This window comes from Nocardia sp. NPDC051787 (assembly GCF_040681325.1).
In the GTDB taxonomy this organism is placed as follows: Bacteria; Actinomycetota; Actinomycetes; order Mycobacteriales; family Mycobacteriaceae; genus Nocardia.
This window is the reverse complement of sequence record NZ_JBFAYO010000037.1, coordinates 51769-68649: the sequence shown is the minus strand read 5'-3', so window position 1 is coordinate 68649 and position 16881 is coordinate 51769. Positions and strand designations below refer to the sequence as shown.

Here is a 16881-nt window from a genome sequence, read left to right as displayed (position 1 = left end):
CGCCGCGATCTGGCACAACCACACCATCGGCGCACCGATCACCCGGTCACTGACCGCCTACGATCACTGACCGAGCTTCGGACTTACTCGTCTAGATGCGCACCTGTCGCGTATTCGCTCGACGCCTGATCCGGGGTGTCGGCAGGGACGGACGCGGTGACGTCGGGGAAGACTTGTCGTGCCGCGGCCAGGTGTGGGTCGAGGGAGCCCCGCTCAGTCGAAGTGACCCGAGCGGGTTCTGCGTGGGTAGCCGGAGTGGCCGTCTCGGGTTGTTCCGGTGGGGCGTACACGGCGATGACCGGTGCACCGAACAGGTGGGCGTAGGCGAACGCCGCGAGGGCGGCGGCACCGTCGATGTCGTCGTCGACGGCGAGGACCACGGGACGTTGATCCGGGAGCTGGTGGGGCTGACCCCGCCAGACGGTCACGGGGCAAGTGGCGTGCTCGGCGACTGTTGTTGTGGGGGAGGCGCCCGCCAGCACGTCGGGATGACCGAGGACGACCATGCGGGCATCCTCTCCCACAGTGGCCAACACGTGCGCGGCCGGTCCGTCGATCAACTCACCATTGATCTCGAGGTCGGGATAATCGCGGCGCACGACCGCGACGGCGTCGTCGACGACGGTTGTCGCGCTGGGTTGAGCGCAGGCCGCCAGTTCGGGTTCGGTCGGTGGAACGTCCGCCGACACGTCCCGAGGGACGGTGGCGATGTAGACAATCCGCAGAGGGCAGTGCAGCCGTTGGGCGAGGTGGGCGGGCCATAGGGCGGCGGCGTGCCCGATCGGCGCTTGGTCGACGGTCACCACGATCGGGGAATGCCCGTGTGCGGTCATGTGGTCCTCTCGTCGGGTTCCGGCCCAGCCGCCCGGTGGCTCAGTGGCCGGGTAAGGCCTGCGGGGCACAGATCGCATGGATAGGGGTGGCCCTGAGCGAGTCTCTCCGGCGGTCATCGCCGCCGAGTGCCGTCCGTCGGCGATACATCGCGCGCACTGGACATCGTGCGGGTCAGTAGGTAGGTGCCCAGCCCGAACAACGGCCAAGGCGGCGGGTGGTGAAGGCGGCGGTGTTCAGGGTGTCCCGGCCCAGCCGGTAGACCGTGCATGGGCCCGGGATGACGCTGACCCGCAGCAGCGGTCGGTGTGGCAGTGCGTCGGCTGCGCCGTGTGGCTGGGCCAGCTTCCCGGTTCCAGAGTGGTCAGCTGTGTCCGTTTCCGGTCTCGGTCTTCTTGATTTCGATATGTTTCTCCGGGGTCTGCGATTCGGACACCGGCACGGTCACCGTCAAGATCCCGTCGGTGTAGGTGGCATCGATGTCGTCTTCTTTCGCGCCGACCGGAAGGGGAATCGACCGGTAGAAACTGCCGTAGTGAAATTCCGAGCGGGTGTCTTCTTCCTTCCGTTCCGTGCGTTCGGCCTTGATCGTCAACTGACCTTCCCGGACGCTGATGTCGACGTCCTTGGCCGGGTCCACTCCGGGCAACTCGGCCCGCAACGTGTACCGGTCCTTCTCCACATGCTCCTCGACACGAATCATGTGACCTTCGAGTGACGTCCAGAGGGGCTGTGACTCCAACCGGGCCATCAGATCGGACCAATCGGGCAGGGCAGGCCAGGTCGGCAACAACGCCCGGCGAGAGGAAAGGGCGCTCATGGCGTAACTCCAGCGGATAGAGAGCGGTTGATGACTCTTTGATTCCACGCGGCGCCCGCACCGAGCAGTAGGGCCTACAGTCCTTCCTCCGAGGACTCCTGTCCCAGGATTGAAATCCCTGTTCAAGGAACCGATCCGCCACCATGCTCATTGTCCGCGACATCTTCGGGGCGCGTTGATGTTGTTTTGTATCGGGGTTGGCTTCGCGCCCGGACGTCGACTGGGTCACCGGCGGTTGGTCCGTTCATAACGCCGTTCGAAGTCGGCAGCGGAGCAGATCGGCCGGCAAGTGCAGTCCCGGTCCCGCAGCGGACGCTGGATCAGATCCACAGTCCCCGGCGCCGGACCTCATGTCGGACTTGTCGCCGCCTTGTCGACCTGGTTGTGCGCCAAGGTGAACAGCGCTTCGTCCTCTTGGGCGAAGTGCAGGGTGAGGACCGCGTCGAGCCCGTACAGGGTGGCGCGCAGATCGTCGATCTGGTCGGCGCGGATTCCGTCTGGGGAGCCATCGAGGTGGCGGCGGATCCGGTCGACGAGACGTTTGATCTCGGTGTGCTCACGGCTCATCGTCACCATCGCCTCCGGGTCGCGCAGGTAGTCGGCCAGCGCCGGATAGAGCTGCGACTCCTCGGCATGTTCGTGCGGCAGTATGTGCTCGACGAGAAGATCGAAGGCGCGCCGGACCGCCGCGTCGGCGCTCAGGCCGGGACCGCCCGACAGCGCGTCGGCCGCTTGCCGAACCGAGGCGCGCGCGGTCTGCAGCCGGTCGTGCTCCCGCGCGAATCGAGCGATCAAAGGGTCGATCGCGGTGGTGCCGCGACCACGATGAATCCGTAAGGCCCGCAACGCGTTCAGGATCACCAGGACATCGATCCCCTCCTGCACCAGTGCACCCGCGGCGGGCACAAGTAACCCGAAGGCGGCGGCGATCATCGCCGCCAGCGACAACGTCATACCGGTGACCGCGCTCTGCACGGCCAGCCGATGCGACCGCTGGGCGACCTCGACCGCGTCGGCGAGCCGATCGATGCGGTCGTCGACGATCACCGCGTCGGCGGCCTGCACCGCGGCGGTGGACCCGCGCGAACCGAGGGCGACGCCCACATCCGCCGCCGCCAGCGCCGGGGCGTCGTTCACACCGTCACCGACCATGACGGTCACCCCGTCGCCGCGTTCCGCGCGGATGGCCGCGATCTTGTCGGCGGGGTCGGCGTCGGCGACGACTTCGGTGAGTCCCAGTAACTGTGCCACCTCGGCGGCGTTGTCGACCCGGTCGCCGGTGAGCAGCAGCAGCCGCCGCAGGCCAGCCGAGCGCAGGCGGCGCATCGTGCGTGCGGCGTCGGCGCGGATGCGGTCACGCACCAGCAGTGCCGCGGCGGGCACACCATCGACGCACACCCATACGAGGACCGCCAGATCCAGCCGGGCCCGCCGCTGGGCGGCTCGAGCCCAGGGCGGGAGCTCGGTCCGCGACGGCAGCCGCCCGACCCGCACCCTGTGACCGGCCACAATGCCCGTCGCACCCTGGCCGGGTTGCTCCGAAACATCCTGTGCGGCGACGGGTTCCAGCCTGCGAGCCGTGGCTGCCGCGGTGACGGCGTTGGCGAGCACATGCGGTGAGAACCGTTCGACCGCGGCGGCCTGTCGCAACACCTGGTCGGCGTCGGCACCAGGAGCGGTGACGATGTCGATCACCGTCGGCCGGCCCACGGTGACGGTACCGGTCTTGTCCATCGCCAGACACCGTGCGCGCCCCAGAGTTTCGAGCGCTGCGCCGTCCTTCACCACCACACCCGCCCGCGCGGACCGCGACATTCCGGCCGTGATCGCGACCGGCACCGCCAACAGCAGCGGACAGGGGGTGGCGGTGACCACCACAGCAACAGCCCGCACCGGATCTCGTGTCAGTATCCATGCCACACCGGCGATCACGAGCGCGAGCGGCAGGAACCATACCGCGACTCGATCGGCCAGCCGTGCCGTCGGCGCAGCCGTGGCGGCGGCCTGCCGCGCCAGCGTGACGATTCCGGCATAGGTACTCTCCCCCACCGTGGCAGAGGCACGGATATCCACGGCGGCACCGGCATTCACCACGCCGCTGCGTACCTCCGTGCCCGCGCGGCGCACCACCGGGACCGACTCTCCGGTCAGTGCCGATTCGTCGAAAACTCCCGCCATGGTGAGCACTCCGTCGACGGGCACCGTCTCACCGGGCAGTACGACCACGACATCACCCGGTGAGATCTCGCTGGCCGCAACGGTTTCGATATCGCCAGCATGGCGCCGATGCGCCAGCACCGGCGCGCGCCCCAATAACGCGGATAGGTCGCGCCCGGCTCGGCGGCTGGCGTACGCCTCCAGTACCCGGCCGGTGGCCACCATCAACGCGATCAGCGCGCCCGCGAAATACTCGCCGACCGCGGCGGCGCCTACCAGCGCAACCAGTGCGAGCAGATCGGCGCCGTAGCGCCCGCGCCGAAGATCCTGGAAGACCCACACTGCCGCGGGCGCGAGCGCGACCGCCGTGGCCGCGAGCCACAGCATATCGGCGACCTCCGCACTGAACGGGCGTGCGACCAGCCCAGCGGCGCCCAACACGCCGATCACAGCGACGAGGACCGCCTCACGAAACACCCTCCGCGCCGTAGTCCTCGGTGCGCTCTCTGCCGTGCTCATGGAGTCTCCTCGATCTCGAACCGCGGCACCCGGGCACCTCTCTCGGCACTGCCCGCCCGCGAGAAGCGCTTCTGCAAAGCGTCGGCCGCCACAACGGCGGGTATGGCGGACAGCGCAGCGAGCGCACCGGTCCCGGTCGGGCCTGCCTGGTCGAGCAGGTGGGCGAGCTGTGGGATGTACAGGAATGCGGCGAGCATGCCCAGCTCGGCGAGCACGGCCCACAGCAGCAGCCGGTTGGTGCCCAGCGGCATCCGCCAGGCCGGCCGGACCGTGCTGCGGCAGGCGAAAGCATTTGCCACCTGGCCGAAGACGATCGCCGTGAAGGCGGCGCCGGAGCTCGCTGCCAGCACGGGCCCAGAAGGGAACGACTCGCACGGTCGCCAGCCGGCGGCCAGGAACGAGACGACGAATACCGCCAGACTGATGGACGCCTCCACCGGGCCCAGGACGCCGAACGCCCGGGTGAACAGCTTCCGGTCGAGCAGATGTCCGCGCGCCGGCGGCCGGTCGAGCACGTGCGGCGCAGGCGGTTCGGCGCCGAGCGCCAGTGCGGGCAGCACATCGGTGCCGATGTCGAGGGCCAGCACCTGCAGCACGCCGATGGCGAGCGGAAACGTCCCACCGGACAACGCCCAGACCACGAACGGAGCCAGTTCGGCGACGTTGTCGGTGAGATGGTAGGTGAGGAACCGGCGGATGTTGGCGAACGTCGCCCGTCCCTGTTCGACGGCGGCCACGATGGTCCCGAAATCGTCGTCGAGCAACACCAGATCCGACGCCTCGCGCGCCACATCGGTGCCGGACTTGCCCATGGCGACGCCGATGGCGGCCTCGCGCAGCGCGGGTGCGTCGTTGACGCCGTCGCCGGTCATCGCGACGACGTGGCCGCGCGCTTGCAGAGCTCGAGCGATGCGGAGTTTGTCCTCCGGCGTCACCCGCGCGACGACGGCGGCGTCCCGGTCCAGCAACTCCCCCAATTCCTCTGGCGTACTGGGCAGCTCGTGACCGGTCAGCACGGGCGCATCCGAACCGCCCAGACCCACCTCACGGGCGATCGCACGGGCGGTCTCCGGATGGTCGCCGGTGATCATGACGACTTGGATACCGGCGCGGCGGCATGCGGCCAACGCGGCGGCCGCTCCCCGGCGCGGCGGATCCTCGAGTGCGACGAGCCCCAGCAGAGTCAGTTCGGCTTCGGCCTCGTCCGCTGTCGTGGGCAGGGGGCCGGTGAGCTGCCGGTCAGCCACCGCGATCACCCGCAACCCGCGCCCGGCCAGCCGGTGCAGCGCGTCGGTCGCCTGCGGTTGCGGCAGGCAGCGGGAGAAGATCGCATCGGGTGCGCCTTTGACGAGTACTCGGTCGCTGACGACGACCGACATGCGTCGCCGCCGCGCATCGAACGGGTGTCGGGCGCGTTCGGGATGCGTACCGGCGTCCTCGTCGACACCGGCGCGACGGGCGAGGACATCCAACGCCGCCTCCATCGGATCGCCCTGCGCGACCCACTCTCCGTTTCGGTGCGCGACCCGCCCGGAAGAACAGCGACGGGCCGCACGGGCCAGCTCCAGCAGCGCATCCAGACCATCCGGCGGCGTACAGGTCACCTCCCCGGTCGGTTGGTAGCCATCTCCGGAGATCGTCGCCGCCCCACCCGGCATCCAGACCTCGACCACCGACATCTCGTTCCTGGTGAGGGTTCCGGTCTTGTCGGTGCAGATGAGCGTGGTCGAGCCGAGGGTCTCCACGGCCTCGAGATGGCGGACCAGCGCATGCCGCTCGGCCATCCGCTGCGCGCCGATCGCCAGCGACAGCGTCACAGTCGGTAACAGCCCGCACGGCACGACGGCCACGGTGACGCCGACGGCGAACAGGAACCCATCGGAGGCGGGGGTGCCGACCAGCAGCGCCAGCGAGAAGAACACGACACCCACGACGATCGCGACGGCGGCGATGATCCGCGAGATCCGATCCAGTTCGCGCCGCAGCGGCGTGAGTGCCGGTCGCTGCGCCTGGGTGAGTTTCGCGATGCCGGCCAGCCGGGTCCGCTCCCCGGTCGCCACCACTGTTGCCTGGGCTTCGCCCTCGACGATGAAACAGCCCGCGTACACCCGGTCTCCCGTACTCGGATGTTCCGGCACGCTCTCCCCGGTGAGCGCCGAGGTGTCCACTGCCAGCGCATGTACCCGATCCAAGCGCAGATCCGCCGAGATGCGGTCGCCCTCGGCCAGTAAGACCACGTCGTCGGTGACGAGTTGATCGGCGGGCACCTGGACGACGGTCGCGTCGCGCACGACGGTGACCTGGCGGGGCAGCAGGTTGCGCAACCGCTCGGCGGCATGCTCGGCTCGTTGCTCCTGCACGAACGCGAAAAGCCCGTTCAGCACCACCACGACGAACACCGCGATACCCAGCTGCGGCATACCGGCCACGAATGCCAGCGCGCCTGCCACCCAGAACAGCAGGGCGAAGAAGTGCACCATCTCGCCCGCGAACCGCCGCCAAGCCGGAGTCGCGCGCCGCACGGGCAGCGCGTTGCGCCCCTCCGACTCCTGCCGCCGGGTCACTTCCGCGGTCGTCAGGCCGCGTCGTCCGGTAACCAGATCGACCGCGCTCATGCCTGCGCCTCGCTGCCGCTCGGCTCCGGTACGACCGCGAACGCGGCGGTGTCGATGGCTCGCTTGCTGCGCTCGCTCATGAGCACATCCGCCGGGCGACCATCTAGGCCCCGAGCCTGCGATGGGTCTTCTGGTGACGGCGGTCGGGATGACGGCGCGTCCACCGAACCGCGATCAGCAGCGCGACCATACACAACATCGCGGCGACCACGATGCCCACGACCACGACCGCGATCACTTCACCGGTAGCCATACCTGTTACGTCCTTCGTGCCGCAACGTCGACCACCGGCGCGTGCGGTGGTCCTCCGATCCGAGTGTGCGCGACACCGCGTAGCGCCGCGCGGGGCAAAAGCATGAGAAGACCAGGACTTTTGCCCCTTTCTGCGCCCGTTGCAGACAGCGTCTCGGCAGGCTCGAATCTGCCGTCTACGGCGCTGTCTTCGCATTACCGCCCAGCAACGGCGTCGGGAACATGGGTGCTACAGCTGGTACCCGATCCGGCGCAGTTGCTTCGTGCGGTCTTCCTGGTCATCCTGTGTCTCCACACCCACCGGGGGTGGCGCTGTCCACAATGCCTCTCTCCCCGCGCCCTCGGGGCGAGGCGAGCAGCTACTCCGGCACGGAGCTGTGATCGACCGTCCCCGCCAGACGGCGCGCGGCATCTTGGACCTCGTCGGTGAGCTGCCGCAGTCGTGGGGTGATCGCGGCGATCGGAGCGACAGGAGAGCGCAGGTCACGCGCCTCGTCGGGCAGTTGGGCGAGGTCGGCTTCGAACCGGGCGCGTCCAGCCGCGACGGCCTCCATCGGACTGACACGCTGTCCGTCCCGCATGATCGGTTCGAGCAGTGGGTAGGTCCCGTCCGGCCGGGGTTCGTCACGTCGGGCGATCACATCACGCATCCCGTGGCCGCGATAGACCTGCTTCGGTCCGGGCAGCGTGGCTTTGCCGGTAGACAATTTCGCGACAGCACGGCCGTCATAGGCGACGAGTTTGTAGGCGCTGTCGAGGTAGGGCGCATCGGCGGAGACGCCCATGCGGGTCCCGACGCCGACTGCGTCGATCGGAACCCGATGCGAGACGAAAGCGGCCAGGTCGTTCTCGTCCAGCCCGCCCGAAGCGAAGATACGCACCTCGGGCATACCGGCGCGATCGAGCATCCGGCGGGCGCAGACGGCCAGCGCGGCGAGGTCGCCACTGTCCAGCCGGATAGCCGCATGGCGATGCAGACCGAGATGGTCGATGACCTCGATGGCGTGGGCGACGCCGCCGAGTGTGTCGTAGGTGTCGACCAAGAAGGTGGCCTGTCCGGGATGGTCGGCGACGAAGGCGTAGAAAGCGTCGAGCTCAGTCGGGAAGGCCTCGATATAGGAGTGCGCCATAGTTCCGGCCGGACGCAGGCCGTACCGGCGGGCTGCCTCGACGTTAGAGGTCGCGGTGAAGCCGACCATGCCCGTCAGGCGGGCAGCGGCCAATCCGGCCTCGATGCCCTGAGTCCTGCGAAAGGAGAAATCCACCAATTCGATTCGGGCCGCTGCCGCGATGCGGCAGCGCGCCGCTTTGGTGGCGAGTGTGGTTTGCAGGCTCACCTGGTTGAGCAGATAGGTCTCGACCAATTGCCCCTCGGCGATCGGCGCGGTCACCTCGTAGATGGGTTCCCCCGCGAACACCATGCGTCCTTCGGGTACGCCCCACACGTCGCCGCTGAACCGGAGCGGGGCGAAGGACTCGAGGCTGTCGTCGTCGAAGCCGATGCTTGCCAGGTAATCCAGATCGGCGGGTGTGAAGCTGAACTGTTCGAGCCAGTCCAGGCAATCGGAGACACCGGCGGCGACGAGAAACCCGCGATTGGCAGGGAGCTTGCGGACGAACAGGCTGAAGGTAGCGGGCGCGATCATGCGCCTGCGCAGGTAGCTGGCCGCCATGTTCAGCTCATAGAGGTCGGTGAGCAATGCGCCGGGCATGTGTCGAGCATGTTCGCCTCGGCAGTCCCGGTTGCAGAGGCGAAGGTCCTCACCCCTCGGCCGAGGTGGGCAGGCTGCGGATGACCAGGGCCGAAGATCCCCACCGAAAAGGGTCGATCGGCCGACCCGGTCCGGGGACATCGGGCTCTAGGCGCGGGGTGGTCACCAGGACGAGGCTGATGGCATGTCCCCCAAGAGCGACCCTCTGGCAGCGTCGGTGTACAACGCGCACGAATGGCTCAACGCGGTCGCCGAAAGAATCGGCACCGAGGACGCCGACTTCGTGCATCGGGTAGTGCGTGCCTGGCTGCACGCTGTACGAGACCGCATCGGCGTCGTCGGCTCAGCCCATCTGACCGCACAGCTGCCCGGAATTCTGCGCGGCATCTACTACGAGGGCTGGGTGCCGAGCCACACACCCGTAGAGCACCGTGTCGCGCCGTTCCTGGACCAGTTCGCCCATGAAGCCGGTGTCACCCGCGACGAAGTACCCCGCCTCGCCGGCGCGGTCACCGACACGCTGACCGACCGGTTCTCCCCTGGGCAACTCCACCGTGTCTTCGCCGTGCTGCCCGAGCGCCTGCGGGCGGTGTTGCGCGGCGAGACCGGCGTCGAGACCGCTGACCGGATCGCCGCGGCAGGGACCGTCACCGACCGGCTCGACGAGCTCGAGCATCGGCTGCTGTTGCTCGGTGACGCCATCGCGGTGCTCACCCGCGGCCTCGAACAACTGCCGATCGGTGATACCGGCGACGAACGCCGGACCACCGCCGCGCAGCAGGCCCATCGCATCCTCATGGCCGAGCATCTCACCACGACATCCTCCGAACAGCAGTAGTCTCACCGGCATCGGCGCCTTCCGCCGACGGGCCGCCTCGCTACCTCATCCGAGAGGGTGTCATCATGCTCGATGCCTCGGCCACGCAAAGCGACCACCGTGTTATCGCCCCGCACGAACCGTTCGCACAACTGCGCGAGACGCACACCGGCCTCGTGGTCCTGTGCGGGGATCGCGCCTACAAGGCGAAGAAACCAGTCGTCACCGACTTCCTCGATTTCGGCACACCAGAGAAGCGGGAGCTCGCCTGCGCCCGCGAACTCGAGCTGAACCAGCGCCTCGCTCCCGATGTCTACCTCGGTCTGGCGCACCTGACGGATCCGGAAGGCGGCCCCGGCGAACCGATCATCGTGATGCGCCGGATGCCGGACGCGCTGCGCCTGTCCGCGTTGCTCGCCGACCCGACCCGGATGCGGCCGAATTATCCGCGCTCGCAACAACTCTGGCGCGATTTCACGCCACGGCACGGCGCGGCGACGCTATCGACCGCGCTGGCACACCGGCGCAGCTGCGTCGGCGCTGGCATGCCCTGCTGCAGCCGTTGCGCGAACACCCCCGCGAATCGATCGATCCGCGCGCCCTGGCTCACGCCGAAGACCTTGCCATGCGCTACATCGACGGCCGCGCACCGCTCCTGACGGAACGGATCGCGGATGGACGCATTGTCGACGGGCACGGGGATCTGCTCGCGGAGGACATCTTCGTCCTGCCCGACGGCTTCCGGATCCTCGACTGCCTCGACTTCGACGACGAATTGCGCTATGTCGACGGTCTCGATGACGCTGCATTCCTGGCCATGGACCTCGAATTCCTCGGTCATCCACAGCAATCCGGCGCGTTCCTGGACCACTACCTGCGCGCGGCAGGTGATGCACCGCCGGAATCACTACGCCACCACTACATCGCGTATCGGGCCATGGTGCGCGCGAAGACCGACAGTGTCCGGGCAGGACAGGGCGATGCGGAGGCGGCCGGACGTGCCGGGCGGCACATCGAGCTCGCAATACGCCACCTCGAACGTGGCGCGGTCCGTCTCGTGCTGGTGGGTGGTCTGCCCGGCACCGGCAAATCGACCGTCGCTGCCCGGTTGGCGACAGCGACCGGAGCCGAGGTGATCTCCAGCGACAGCGTACGCACCACGCTGCGCGCCACGGGAGCGATTACCGGGGCCGCGGGCAGATTCGGCGCAGGGGCCTACGAGCCGGCCGCTAAGGCGCTGGTGTACTCATACCTGCTGGACCGGGCTCGGGAGCGGCTCGAGCACGGGGTTTCGGTGATTCTGGATGCCAGCTGGACCGACGCGGACGAACGAGCCCTGGCCACCGCGGTGGCAGATCGGACTTGTTCCGATCTCGTGCCGCTGCGGTGTGCCTGTCCCCGGCCTTTCGCGGCGGAGCGCATCGGCACCAGACCTCACGGTGATTCGGAGGCGACGCCTGCGATCGCGGATGCCTTGGCGGCCACGGCAGCGCCATGGCCCGAGGCCACCGTGATCGATACAGCAGGTCCGATCGACGACTCGGTCGCCGCGGCGGTGTGTGCCTGGCGGGACGGAATGGCCGAGCCTTCTGCCGCCCTCAGGCGTGGGTGAGCGGCTCGCGCAGCGGCTGATCGCTGTGCAGGCGGGCGATGGCGTCGGCCAGCAGCGGGGCGATCGAGCAGACCTCGATCGGCGCGGCCGTGTCCTGATGTGCGACGGAGTCGGTCACCACGACGCGACGCAGGCCGAGGTCACGCAGGCGCGTAGTCGCCTCGACCGTCAGCGGCCCGTGCGTCGCGGCCACGACGATGTCGCTGGCATGGTGGTGCAGCAGTCGCACCGCGGCCTCGACGGTGGCTCCGGTGCAGATCATGTCATCGACGATCACCGCCTGACGACGATCGATATCACCCAGGATCTCCACGGCGGTGACAGCCGTGCCACTCTCGCGGAACTTGCGCACCAGCGCGACCGAATCCGGTATGGCCGCCGCGTATTGCTCGGCTAATTTCGCGGCACCGAGGTCGGGGGCGACGACGACGGTGAGCTCGGACCGCGCTGGGGAGATTCTGCTCGACAACAGCGGAACCGCGGTCAGTGTTTCCACAGGTATCGAACAGATCGCTTCCATCGTGGAAGTGTGTGGATCGACAAACACAAGGCGCTCGGCGCCCGCGTTCGCTATCGCGTCGGCGGCGACCCCGTACACCCAAAGCCTGCCCCGGCCGGGTGCGGCGATCCTGGCGCGCGTACCCAAAATACGGCACGACCGCGGTCACCCGGGCGGCTCGGGCTCGCCGGCACGCGTCGAGCAACAGCAGCAGCTCGACGAGGTGGTCGCCGACCGGCGGTGCGGTCGGCTGCACCACGTACACGTCGTTTCCGCAGACATGATCGACGATCGGGCGCACTTCACCATCGGGAAAGCGGTCTATCACACAGTCGGCGGGACCGATGTCGAGCAGTTCCGCGACAACCGAGGCGAGCAGCGGGTTCGCGCCGCCGGACAGAACGCGCATCGATGTCATGACGGTATGTCCCTCGTCGAGCCACTCCGGTCGTGGACCGCGGATTCGGGCGCCAGCTGGTTGACCAACCAGTCGCGGGCGAGTTCCGCGACCTTCTCCAGTGCACCCGGTTCGTCGAACAGGTGCGTTGCGCCGGGCACCACCGCCACTGCGGTCTCACACGACATCTCCTGTGCCGCGAGACGGTTCAACTCCAGCACGACAGGGTCGTGTCCGCCCACAATCAGCAGGGTCGGTGCGCGCACCGCGGCGAGAGCCGCCCCGGTCAGATCGGGCCGCCCGCCGCGCGACACCACCGCGGCGATGTCCACGCTCGAATCGGCAGCCGCCCGAAGCGCGGCGGCGGCACCTGCGCTTGCTCCGAAGTAGCCGATCCGCAGGCCGGTGACATCGCGCTGACAAGACAGCCAGTCGGTGACGTCGACCAGTCGCCGCGACAGCAGCTCGATGTCGAATACCCGTGCCCGATGGACCTCCTCTTCCGGAGTCAGCAGGTCGAAGAGCAGCGTGCCCAATCCGGCTCGATTCAGCACGTCGGCCACATATTGATTGCGCGGGCTGTGGCGGCTGCTGCCGCTGCCGTGCGCGAACACCACCATCCCGACCGGGTTCTCCGGAATGGTGAGGTGCCCGGCCAGCCCTGCTTCTCCGGCCTGGATCCGCACTTCGTCGTCGCGCAGCGGCGGATCGACCACGGAATCCGACCGTGGCTTCCGCACCTCTCCGGCGGCCCGGCGCAGCAGCTCGGCGACCTCGGTGTCGGAGACCTGACCGAAACGGTGATACCAGGAACCGACAGCGCCGAACCAGGTCGGCACCTCCAGGCAGACGACTTCGTCGGCTTGGTCCTTCAGCATCGCCAGGGTGTCACGGGGTGCCACCGGAACGGCCAGCACGACGCGCTCCGCGCCGTGCGCCCACGCCACCTCACAGGCGGCGCGGGCAGTCGCGCCGGTGGCGATGCCGTCGTCGACGATGACAACGGTACGGCCCGCAAGTGGCACGCGCGGGTGCGTGCGCCGCAGCCGCTCGGTCCTGCGCGTGAGTTCGTCGCGCTCGCGGCGTTCCACCCCCGCCATATCTTCGCGGGAAAGTTGTGTGTAGGCGACGACGACGTCGTTGGTCACCTTCACGTCGTTCTCGCCGATCGCGCCGAAAGCGAGCTCCGGCTGATACGGCACACCGAGTTTGCGTACCACGATCACATCCAGCGGCGCATTCAGTGCTCGCGCGACCTCGTACGCGACGGGGACACCGCCGCGCGGCAGGCCGACCACGACGACGTCCTCGTCCTGGAGATAGTCCAGCCGCTCCGCCAACCGACGTCCGGCGTCACGGCGATCATCGAACAGCATCGCGAAACCTCCTCACGGATTTCTTCATCGTCGGCTGCGATTCGGCGTGGCGGCAGGTTCGATCGTCGCCTCACGGCCACGCGCTGGTCGTCTGAGCGCGGTTCAAGGCCCAGCTGCTCTCGTTCGTGTGGTGACTGCCGGTTTGCCGCGGGTGTATCGGTCCGGTACGCCGGTTTCGACGTGCGGTTCGATGTCGGTCGCCGACGCGCTGGGCAGCGGCGTAGGGCGGTACCGGCGAAGGCGATTGGCGTTGCCGACGACGGAGAGCGAGCTCAGGGCCATCGCGGCGGCGGCCAGGATTGGACTGAGGCGAATGCCGAGTAGTGGATAGAGCGCTCCGGCAGCGATGGGGACACCAATGGCGTTGTAGATGAGGGCGAAGAACAGGTTTTGCCGAATATTTCGCATCGTGGCGCGGGAGAGCCGGATCGCGGTGACGACGCCGCTCAGCGAGCCGGAAATGAGGGTGATATCGGCGGCTTCGATGGCAATGTCGGTCCCGGTCCCGATAGCGAGTCCGGTGTCGGCGCGGGCGAGGGCGGGGGCGTCGTTGATGCCGTCGCCGACCATGCCGACCCGGCGTCCTTCTGTTTGCAACCGGTTGATTTCGTCGGCCTTGTGTTCAGGAAGCACTTCGGCGAGCACGCGCCGGATGCCCACCTGGCGCGCGATGGCGGCGGCGGTTCGCGCGTTGTCGCCGGTGATCATGACGACGTCGAGGCCGATCTGCCGCAGGGCGGCGATAGCGTCGACGGAGTCGTCTTTGACCGTGTCGGCGACGGCGAGGACACCCACAGGTGTGTTGTCCACAGCGGCCAGGATCGGTGTCTTCCCCTGACCGGACAACTCGGCGGCGACGGGGTCGAGTGTGCTGGTGTCGATTCCGGCGTCCCTCAGCAGTCGGCGGGTCCCGACGAGCACGGCGTGGTCGTCGACGGTGACTTGCACGCCTTTGCCGGTGATCGAGTCGAAACCGGACGCGGTCGGCGGGGCGAGACCCTGGGAGCGGACCGCATCGACGATCGCGGCGGCAAGAGGGTGTTCGCTGTCGGCTTCGGCGGCGGCCACGAGGGCGAGCAATTCCTGGCCGGACAGTCGCGCGGTGGTGTGGATGTCGGTGAGGGCCGGTTTTCCTGCGGTGACGGTGCCGGTCTTGTCGAGCACGATGGTGTCGAGTTCATGCGCGGTTTCCAGGGCTTCGGCCGAGCGGATGAGGATTCCGGCCTGGGCGCCTTTGCCGGTGCCGACCATGATCGACAGCGGAGTGGCCAGGCCGAGTGCGCACGGGCAGGCGATGATCAGCACGGCGACGGCGGAAACCAGGGCGAGGGTGAATGCCGGTGGTGGCCCGACGATGTACCAGACCGTGAAAGCGGTAATGGCGATCGCGATGACGGCGGGGACGAAGTAGCCGGAGATGCTGTCGGCCAACCGCTGGATGGGGGCCTTGGACGCTTGGGCCTGCTGCACCATGCGAATGATCTGGGCGAGCATGGTGTCGGCACCGACCTTGGCGGCGCGCACCCGCAGGGAGCCGGTGCCATTGATGGTGGCGCCGATGACGGTGTCGCCGGTGTGCTTGGTGACCGGGATGGATTCGCCGGTGACCATCGACTCGTCGACAGCGGAGGATCCGCTGCGGACGGTGGCGTCGACCGGGATCTTTTCACCGGGCCGGATGACCAGTTCGTCGCCGACAACGACCTCGTCCACCGGGATTTCGGTTTCGGTGCCGTCCCGGATGACGCGGGCGGTGCGGGCTTGGAGGCCGAGTAACGCGCGGATGGCCTCGCCGGTGCCTGCCTTCGCGCGTGCTTCGAGCAGCCGACCGAGCGTGATCAGGGTGAGGATGACACCGACAGCTTCGTAATACACCTCCCGGACGTCTTCGGGGAGCAACTCCGGGGCGAGGGTGACAAGCAGGCTGTAGCCGTAGGCGGCCAGGGTGCCGAGGGTGATGAGGCTGTTCATGTCGGCTCCGCGATGGACCAGGGTCAGCCAGCCCGTGCGGTGGATCGGCCAGCCGGTATAAAGCATCACCGGGGTGATCAGTGCGAACTGGAACCAGTGGTTCAGCAGCACAGCCGGCACCCACTCGGCACGAAAGAGTTCATGCGCCATGACGGCGAACAACACGGGCGTGGTGAGGATCGCGCCCGCCCCCACTCGGCGAGTCAGGTCGCTGATCTCGGCGCGCTGCTCCTGCGCCTGCGCGGCTTCCTCGTCCGCGGCGGAGTGCCCAGTGGATTCGAGTGGTGCGGCCGCGGTGGTGATGGCTGGGGCGGTGTTCGTGTCGTCGGCGGGTTCGACGACCAGGGTGCCGTGGATCATGTTCATACCGCAGGCGAACCCGAACCTGCCCGGTCGCGTCGGCTGGATCCGGACCGTTGTCCGGGAGAACGCGGGAAGCGCGGCGTTCACGCCGATGTCCGGGAACACCACCCGTGCGGTGCAGTCGCCGGTTTCGCGGCGGTTGAAGACCAGCTCGAGTGGCACGTTCTGGCGAACTCGGATCACCTCGGGCTGATAGCCGCCGTGCACGGTCACCTCGACCCGCTGCACACCATCGGCCAATCGTGCGGTTCGGGCTCGGCGCGGACCGAAGAAATACCAACCCAACGCAGCGACCACGGCGACCGCGACCACCAGCACCACTATGTCGTCGGCCTTCATGACGGACTCCCTTCACCAGCCCGTTGGAATATGTCCGATCCTGCACACCGCATACGTGGTAGGGGTAGGGGAATAGGCATGTGAAGGTCGGGTCTTTCGGAGCCGGATACGGTGACAGGCTGCCCTGCGGATGTGCTCGGGCCGCGGCCCCCCTGCCGCGCGGCATGTCGGCTCGACCGGGTCGCGCGCTGCTGCGGCAACTGGTGACAAATGACTCTCGTCCCGCCCGATTAGTGCTGTTCGGCCGTATCCCCGATCGGTGTTCGACGCGGACAGTGAAGGAACCCGGACGCCTGAAGTAGTGAAGGAGACTGCGCTGATGTACTGGCACGGCAACGGAATGACCGGATGGGGATTCGGTCTGATGACGGTCAGCATGGTGATCTTCTGGGCACTGATCATCGCTGGCATCGTGGTACTGGTCCGCTACACCACGGCCGTCTCTCAGCGGCAGCCCACGGTGCCGCCGCCCCAGCACGGGCCGACTCCGCAGCAGGTGCTGGCCGAGCGGTACGCCCGTGGCGAGATCGACGACGAGGAATACACCCGTCGCTTGAAAACCCTCAATAGCGCCACATCCACCTGAGGTGTACCGGCATGG

The 16881-nt window shown here is 68.1% G+C and carries 13 protein-coding genes and 1 pseudogene; 4 read left to right on the top strand and 10 right to left on the bottom strand.

Going from position 1 to position 16881, the window contains the following annotated elements:
- Nucleotides 1-83 precede the first annotated feature (83 nt).
- The 6 genes from AB0M45_RS29695 to AB0M45_RS29670 all read right to left on the bottom strand — a co-directional run bounded on the left by AB0M45_RS29695 (nt 84) and on the right by AB0M45_RS29670 (nt 8906).
- Nucleotides 84-833: a universal stress protein gene (locus AB0M45_RS29695; protein WP_364335988.1), complete on the bottom strand. Its 750-nt coding sequence runs from the start codon at nt 831-833 to the stop codon at nt 84-86.
- Nucleotides 834-1195: 362 nt separating this feature from the next.
- On the bottom strand, nt 1196-1582 hold the full coding sequence (locus AB0M45_RS29690) for an Hsp20/alpha crystallin family protein (protein ID WP_364335998.1): 387 nt from the start codon (nt 1580-1582) through the stop codon (nt 1196-1198).
- 417 nt (nt 1583-1999) lie between these two features.
- On the bottom strand, nt 2000-4327 hold the full coding sequence (locus AB0M45_RS29685; protein ID WP_364335986.1) for a heavy metal translocating P-type ATPase: 2328 nt from the start codon (nt 4325-4327) through the stop codon (nt 2000-2002).
- Nucleotides 4324-6942, bottom strand: coding sequence for a cation-transporting P-type ATPase (locus tag AB0M45_RS29680; protein ID WP_364335984.1), 2619 nt, complete (start codon nt 6940-6942; stop codon nt 4324-4326). The genes AB0M45_RS29685 and AB0M45_RS29680 overlap by 4 nt, the downstream gene beginning before the upstream one ends.
- A 103-nt stretch (nt 6943-7045) precedes the next feature.
- On the bottom strand, nt 7046-7195 hold the full coding sequence (locus AB0M45_RS29675) for a hypothetical protein (RefSeq protein WP_364335982.1): 150 nt from the start codon (nt 7193-7195) through the stop codon (nt 7046-7048).
- Nucleotides 7196-7553: 358 nt separating this feature from the next.
- The gene (locus AB0M45_RS29670) at nt 7554-8906 is read right to left on the bottom strand and encodes a nicotinate phosphoribosyltransferase (RefSeq protein ID WP_364335980.1); all 1353 of its coding nucleotides are present in this window, start codon (nt 8904-8906) and stop codon (nt 7554-7556) included.
- Nucleotides 8907-9090: 184 nt separating this feature from the next.
- On the opposite strand from AB0M45_RS29670, the gene AB0M45_RS29665 reads away from it, so the two are divergent.
- The 3 genes from AB0M45_RS29665 to AB0M45_RS29655 all read left to right on the top strand — a co-directional run bounded on the left by AB0M45_RS29665 (nt 9091) and on the right by AB0M45_RS29655 (nt 11335).
- Nucleotides 9091-9744, top strand: a complete 654-nt coding sequence (locus tag AB0M45_RS29665) for a DUF2267 domain-containing protein (protein WP_364335978.1) — start codon at nt 9091-9093, stop codon at nt 9742-9744.
- Between the two features lie 65 nt (nt 9745-9809).
- On the top strand, nt 9810-10382 hold the full coding sequence (locus tag AB0M45_RS29660) for a hypothetical protein (RefSeq protein ID WP_364335976.1): 573 nt from the start codon (nt 9810-9812) through the stop codon (nt 10380-10382).
- On the top strand, nt 10349-11335 hold the full coding sequence (locus AB0M45_RS29655) for an AAA family ATPase (RefSeq protein ID WP_364335974.1): 987 nt from the start codon (nt 10349-10351) through the stop codon (nt 11333-11335). The genes AB0M45_RS29660 and AB0M45_RS29655 overlap by 34 nt, the downstream gene beginning before the upstream one ends.
- Here the strand turns inward: AB0M45_RS29655 and prs are convergent.
- The 4 genes and pseudogenes from prs to AB0M45_RS29635 all read right to left on the bottom strand — a co-directional run bounded on the left by prs (nt 11322) and on the right by AB0M45_RS29635 (nt 16280).
- A complete protein-coding gene (gene prs, locus AB0M45_RS29650) occupies nt 11322-11882 on the bottom strand; it encodes a ribose-phosphate diphosphokinase (RefSeq protein ID WP_364335996.1) in 561 nt (186 codons plus the stop codon). The two genes, AB0M45_RS29655 and prs, sit on opposite strands and share 14 nt — an antisense overlap.
- A gap of 109 nt (nt 11883-11991) precedes the next feature.
- Nucleotides 11992-12243 (bottom strand): annotated as a pseudogene (locus tag AB0M45_RS29645) (ribose-phosphate pyrophosphokinase-like domain-containing protein); the annotation flags it as partial.
- A gap of 5 nt (nt 12244-12248) precedes the next feature.
- A complete protein-coding gene (locus tag AB0M45_RS29640; RefSeq protein ID WP_364335972.1) occupies nt 12249-13607 on the bottom strand; it encodes a phosphoribosyltransferase in 1359 nt (452 codons plus the stop codon).
- A 102-nt stretch (nt 13608-13709) separates the two neighbouring features.
- Entirely contained in the window at nt 13710-16280 is a 2571-nt protein-coding gene (locus AB0M45_RS29635) for a heavy metal translocating P-type ATPase (RefSeq protein WP_364335970.1), read from the bottom strand.
- 301 nt (nt 16281-16581) lie between these two features.
- Here AB0M45_RS29635 and AB0M45_RS29630 point away from each other — a divergent pair, with 301 nt between their 5' ends.
- Complete coding sequence (locus AB0M45_RS29630; protein WP_364335968.1) at nt 16582-16866, top strand: SHOCT domain-containing protein; 285 nt, start codon at nt 16582-16584, stop codon at nt 16864-16866.
- The last annotated feature ends 15 nt before the right edge of the window (nt 16867-16881 follow it).

Bases quoted from the DNA above. Each gene is read 5' to 3' on its own strand.
- AB0M45_RS29685 (WP_364335986.1), bottom strand. From the start codon at position 4,327: ATGAGCACGGCAGAGAGCGCACCGAGGACTACGGCGCGGAGGGTGTTT.
- AB0M45_RS29670 (WP_364335980.1), bottom strand. From the start codon at position 8,906: ATGCCCGGCGCATTGCTCACCGACCTCTATGAGCTGAACATGGCGGCC.
- AB0M45_RS29690 (WP_364335998.1), bottom strand. From the start codon at position 1,582: ATGGCCCGGTTGGAGTCACAGCCCCTCTGGACGTCACTCGAAGGTCAC.
- AB0M45_RS29680 (WP_364335984.1), bottom strand. From the start codon at position 6,942: ATGAGCGCGGTCGATCTGGTTACCGGACGACGCGGCCTGACGACCGCG.
- AB0M45_RS29665 (WP_364335978.1), top strand. From the start codon at position 9,091: ATGTCCCCCAAGAGCGACCCTCTGGCAGCGTCGGTGTACAACGCGCAC.
- AB0M45_RS29635 (WP_364335970.1), bottom strand. From the start codon at position 16,280: ATGAAGGCCGACGACATAGTGGTGCTGGTGGTCGCGGTCGCCGTGGTC.
- AB0M45_RS29695 (WP_364335988.1), bottom strand. From the start codon at position 833: ATGACCGCACACGGGCATTCCCCGATCGTGGTGACCGTCGACCAAGCG.
- AB0M45_RS29675 (WP_364335982.1), bottom strand. From the start codon at position 7,195: ATGGCTACCGGTGAAGTGATCGCGGTCGTGGTCGTGGGCATCGTGGTC.
- AB0M45_RS29655 (WP_364335974.1), top strand. From the start codon at position 10,349: ATGCGCTACATCGACGGCCGCGCACCGCTCCTGACGGAACGGATCGCG.
- AB0M45_RS29660 (WP_364335976.1), top strand. From the start codon at position 9,810: ATGCTCGATGCCTCGGCCACGCAAAGCGACCACCGTGTTATCGCCCCG.
- AB0M45_RS29640 (WP_364335972.1), bottom strand. From the start codon at position 13,607: ATGCTGTTCGATGATCGCCGTGACGCCGGACGTCGGTTGGCGGAGCGG.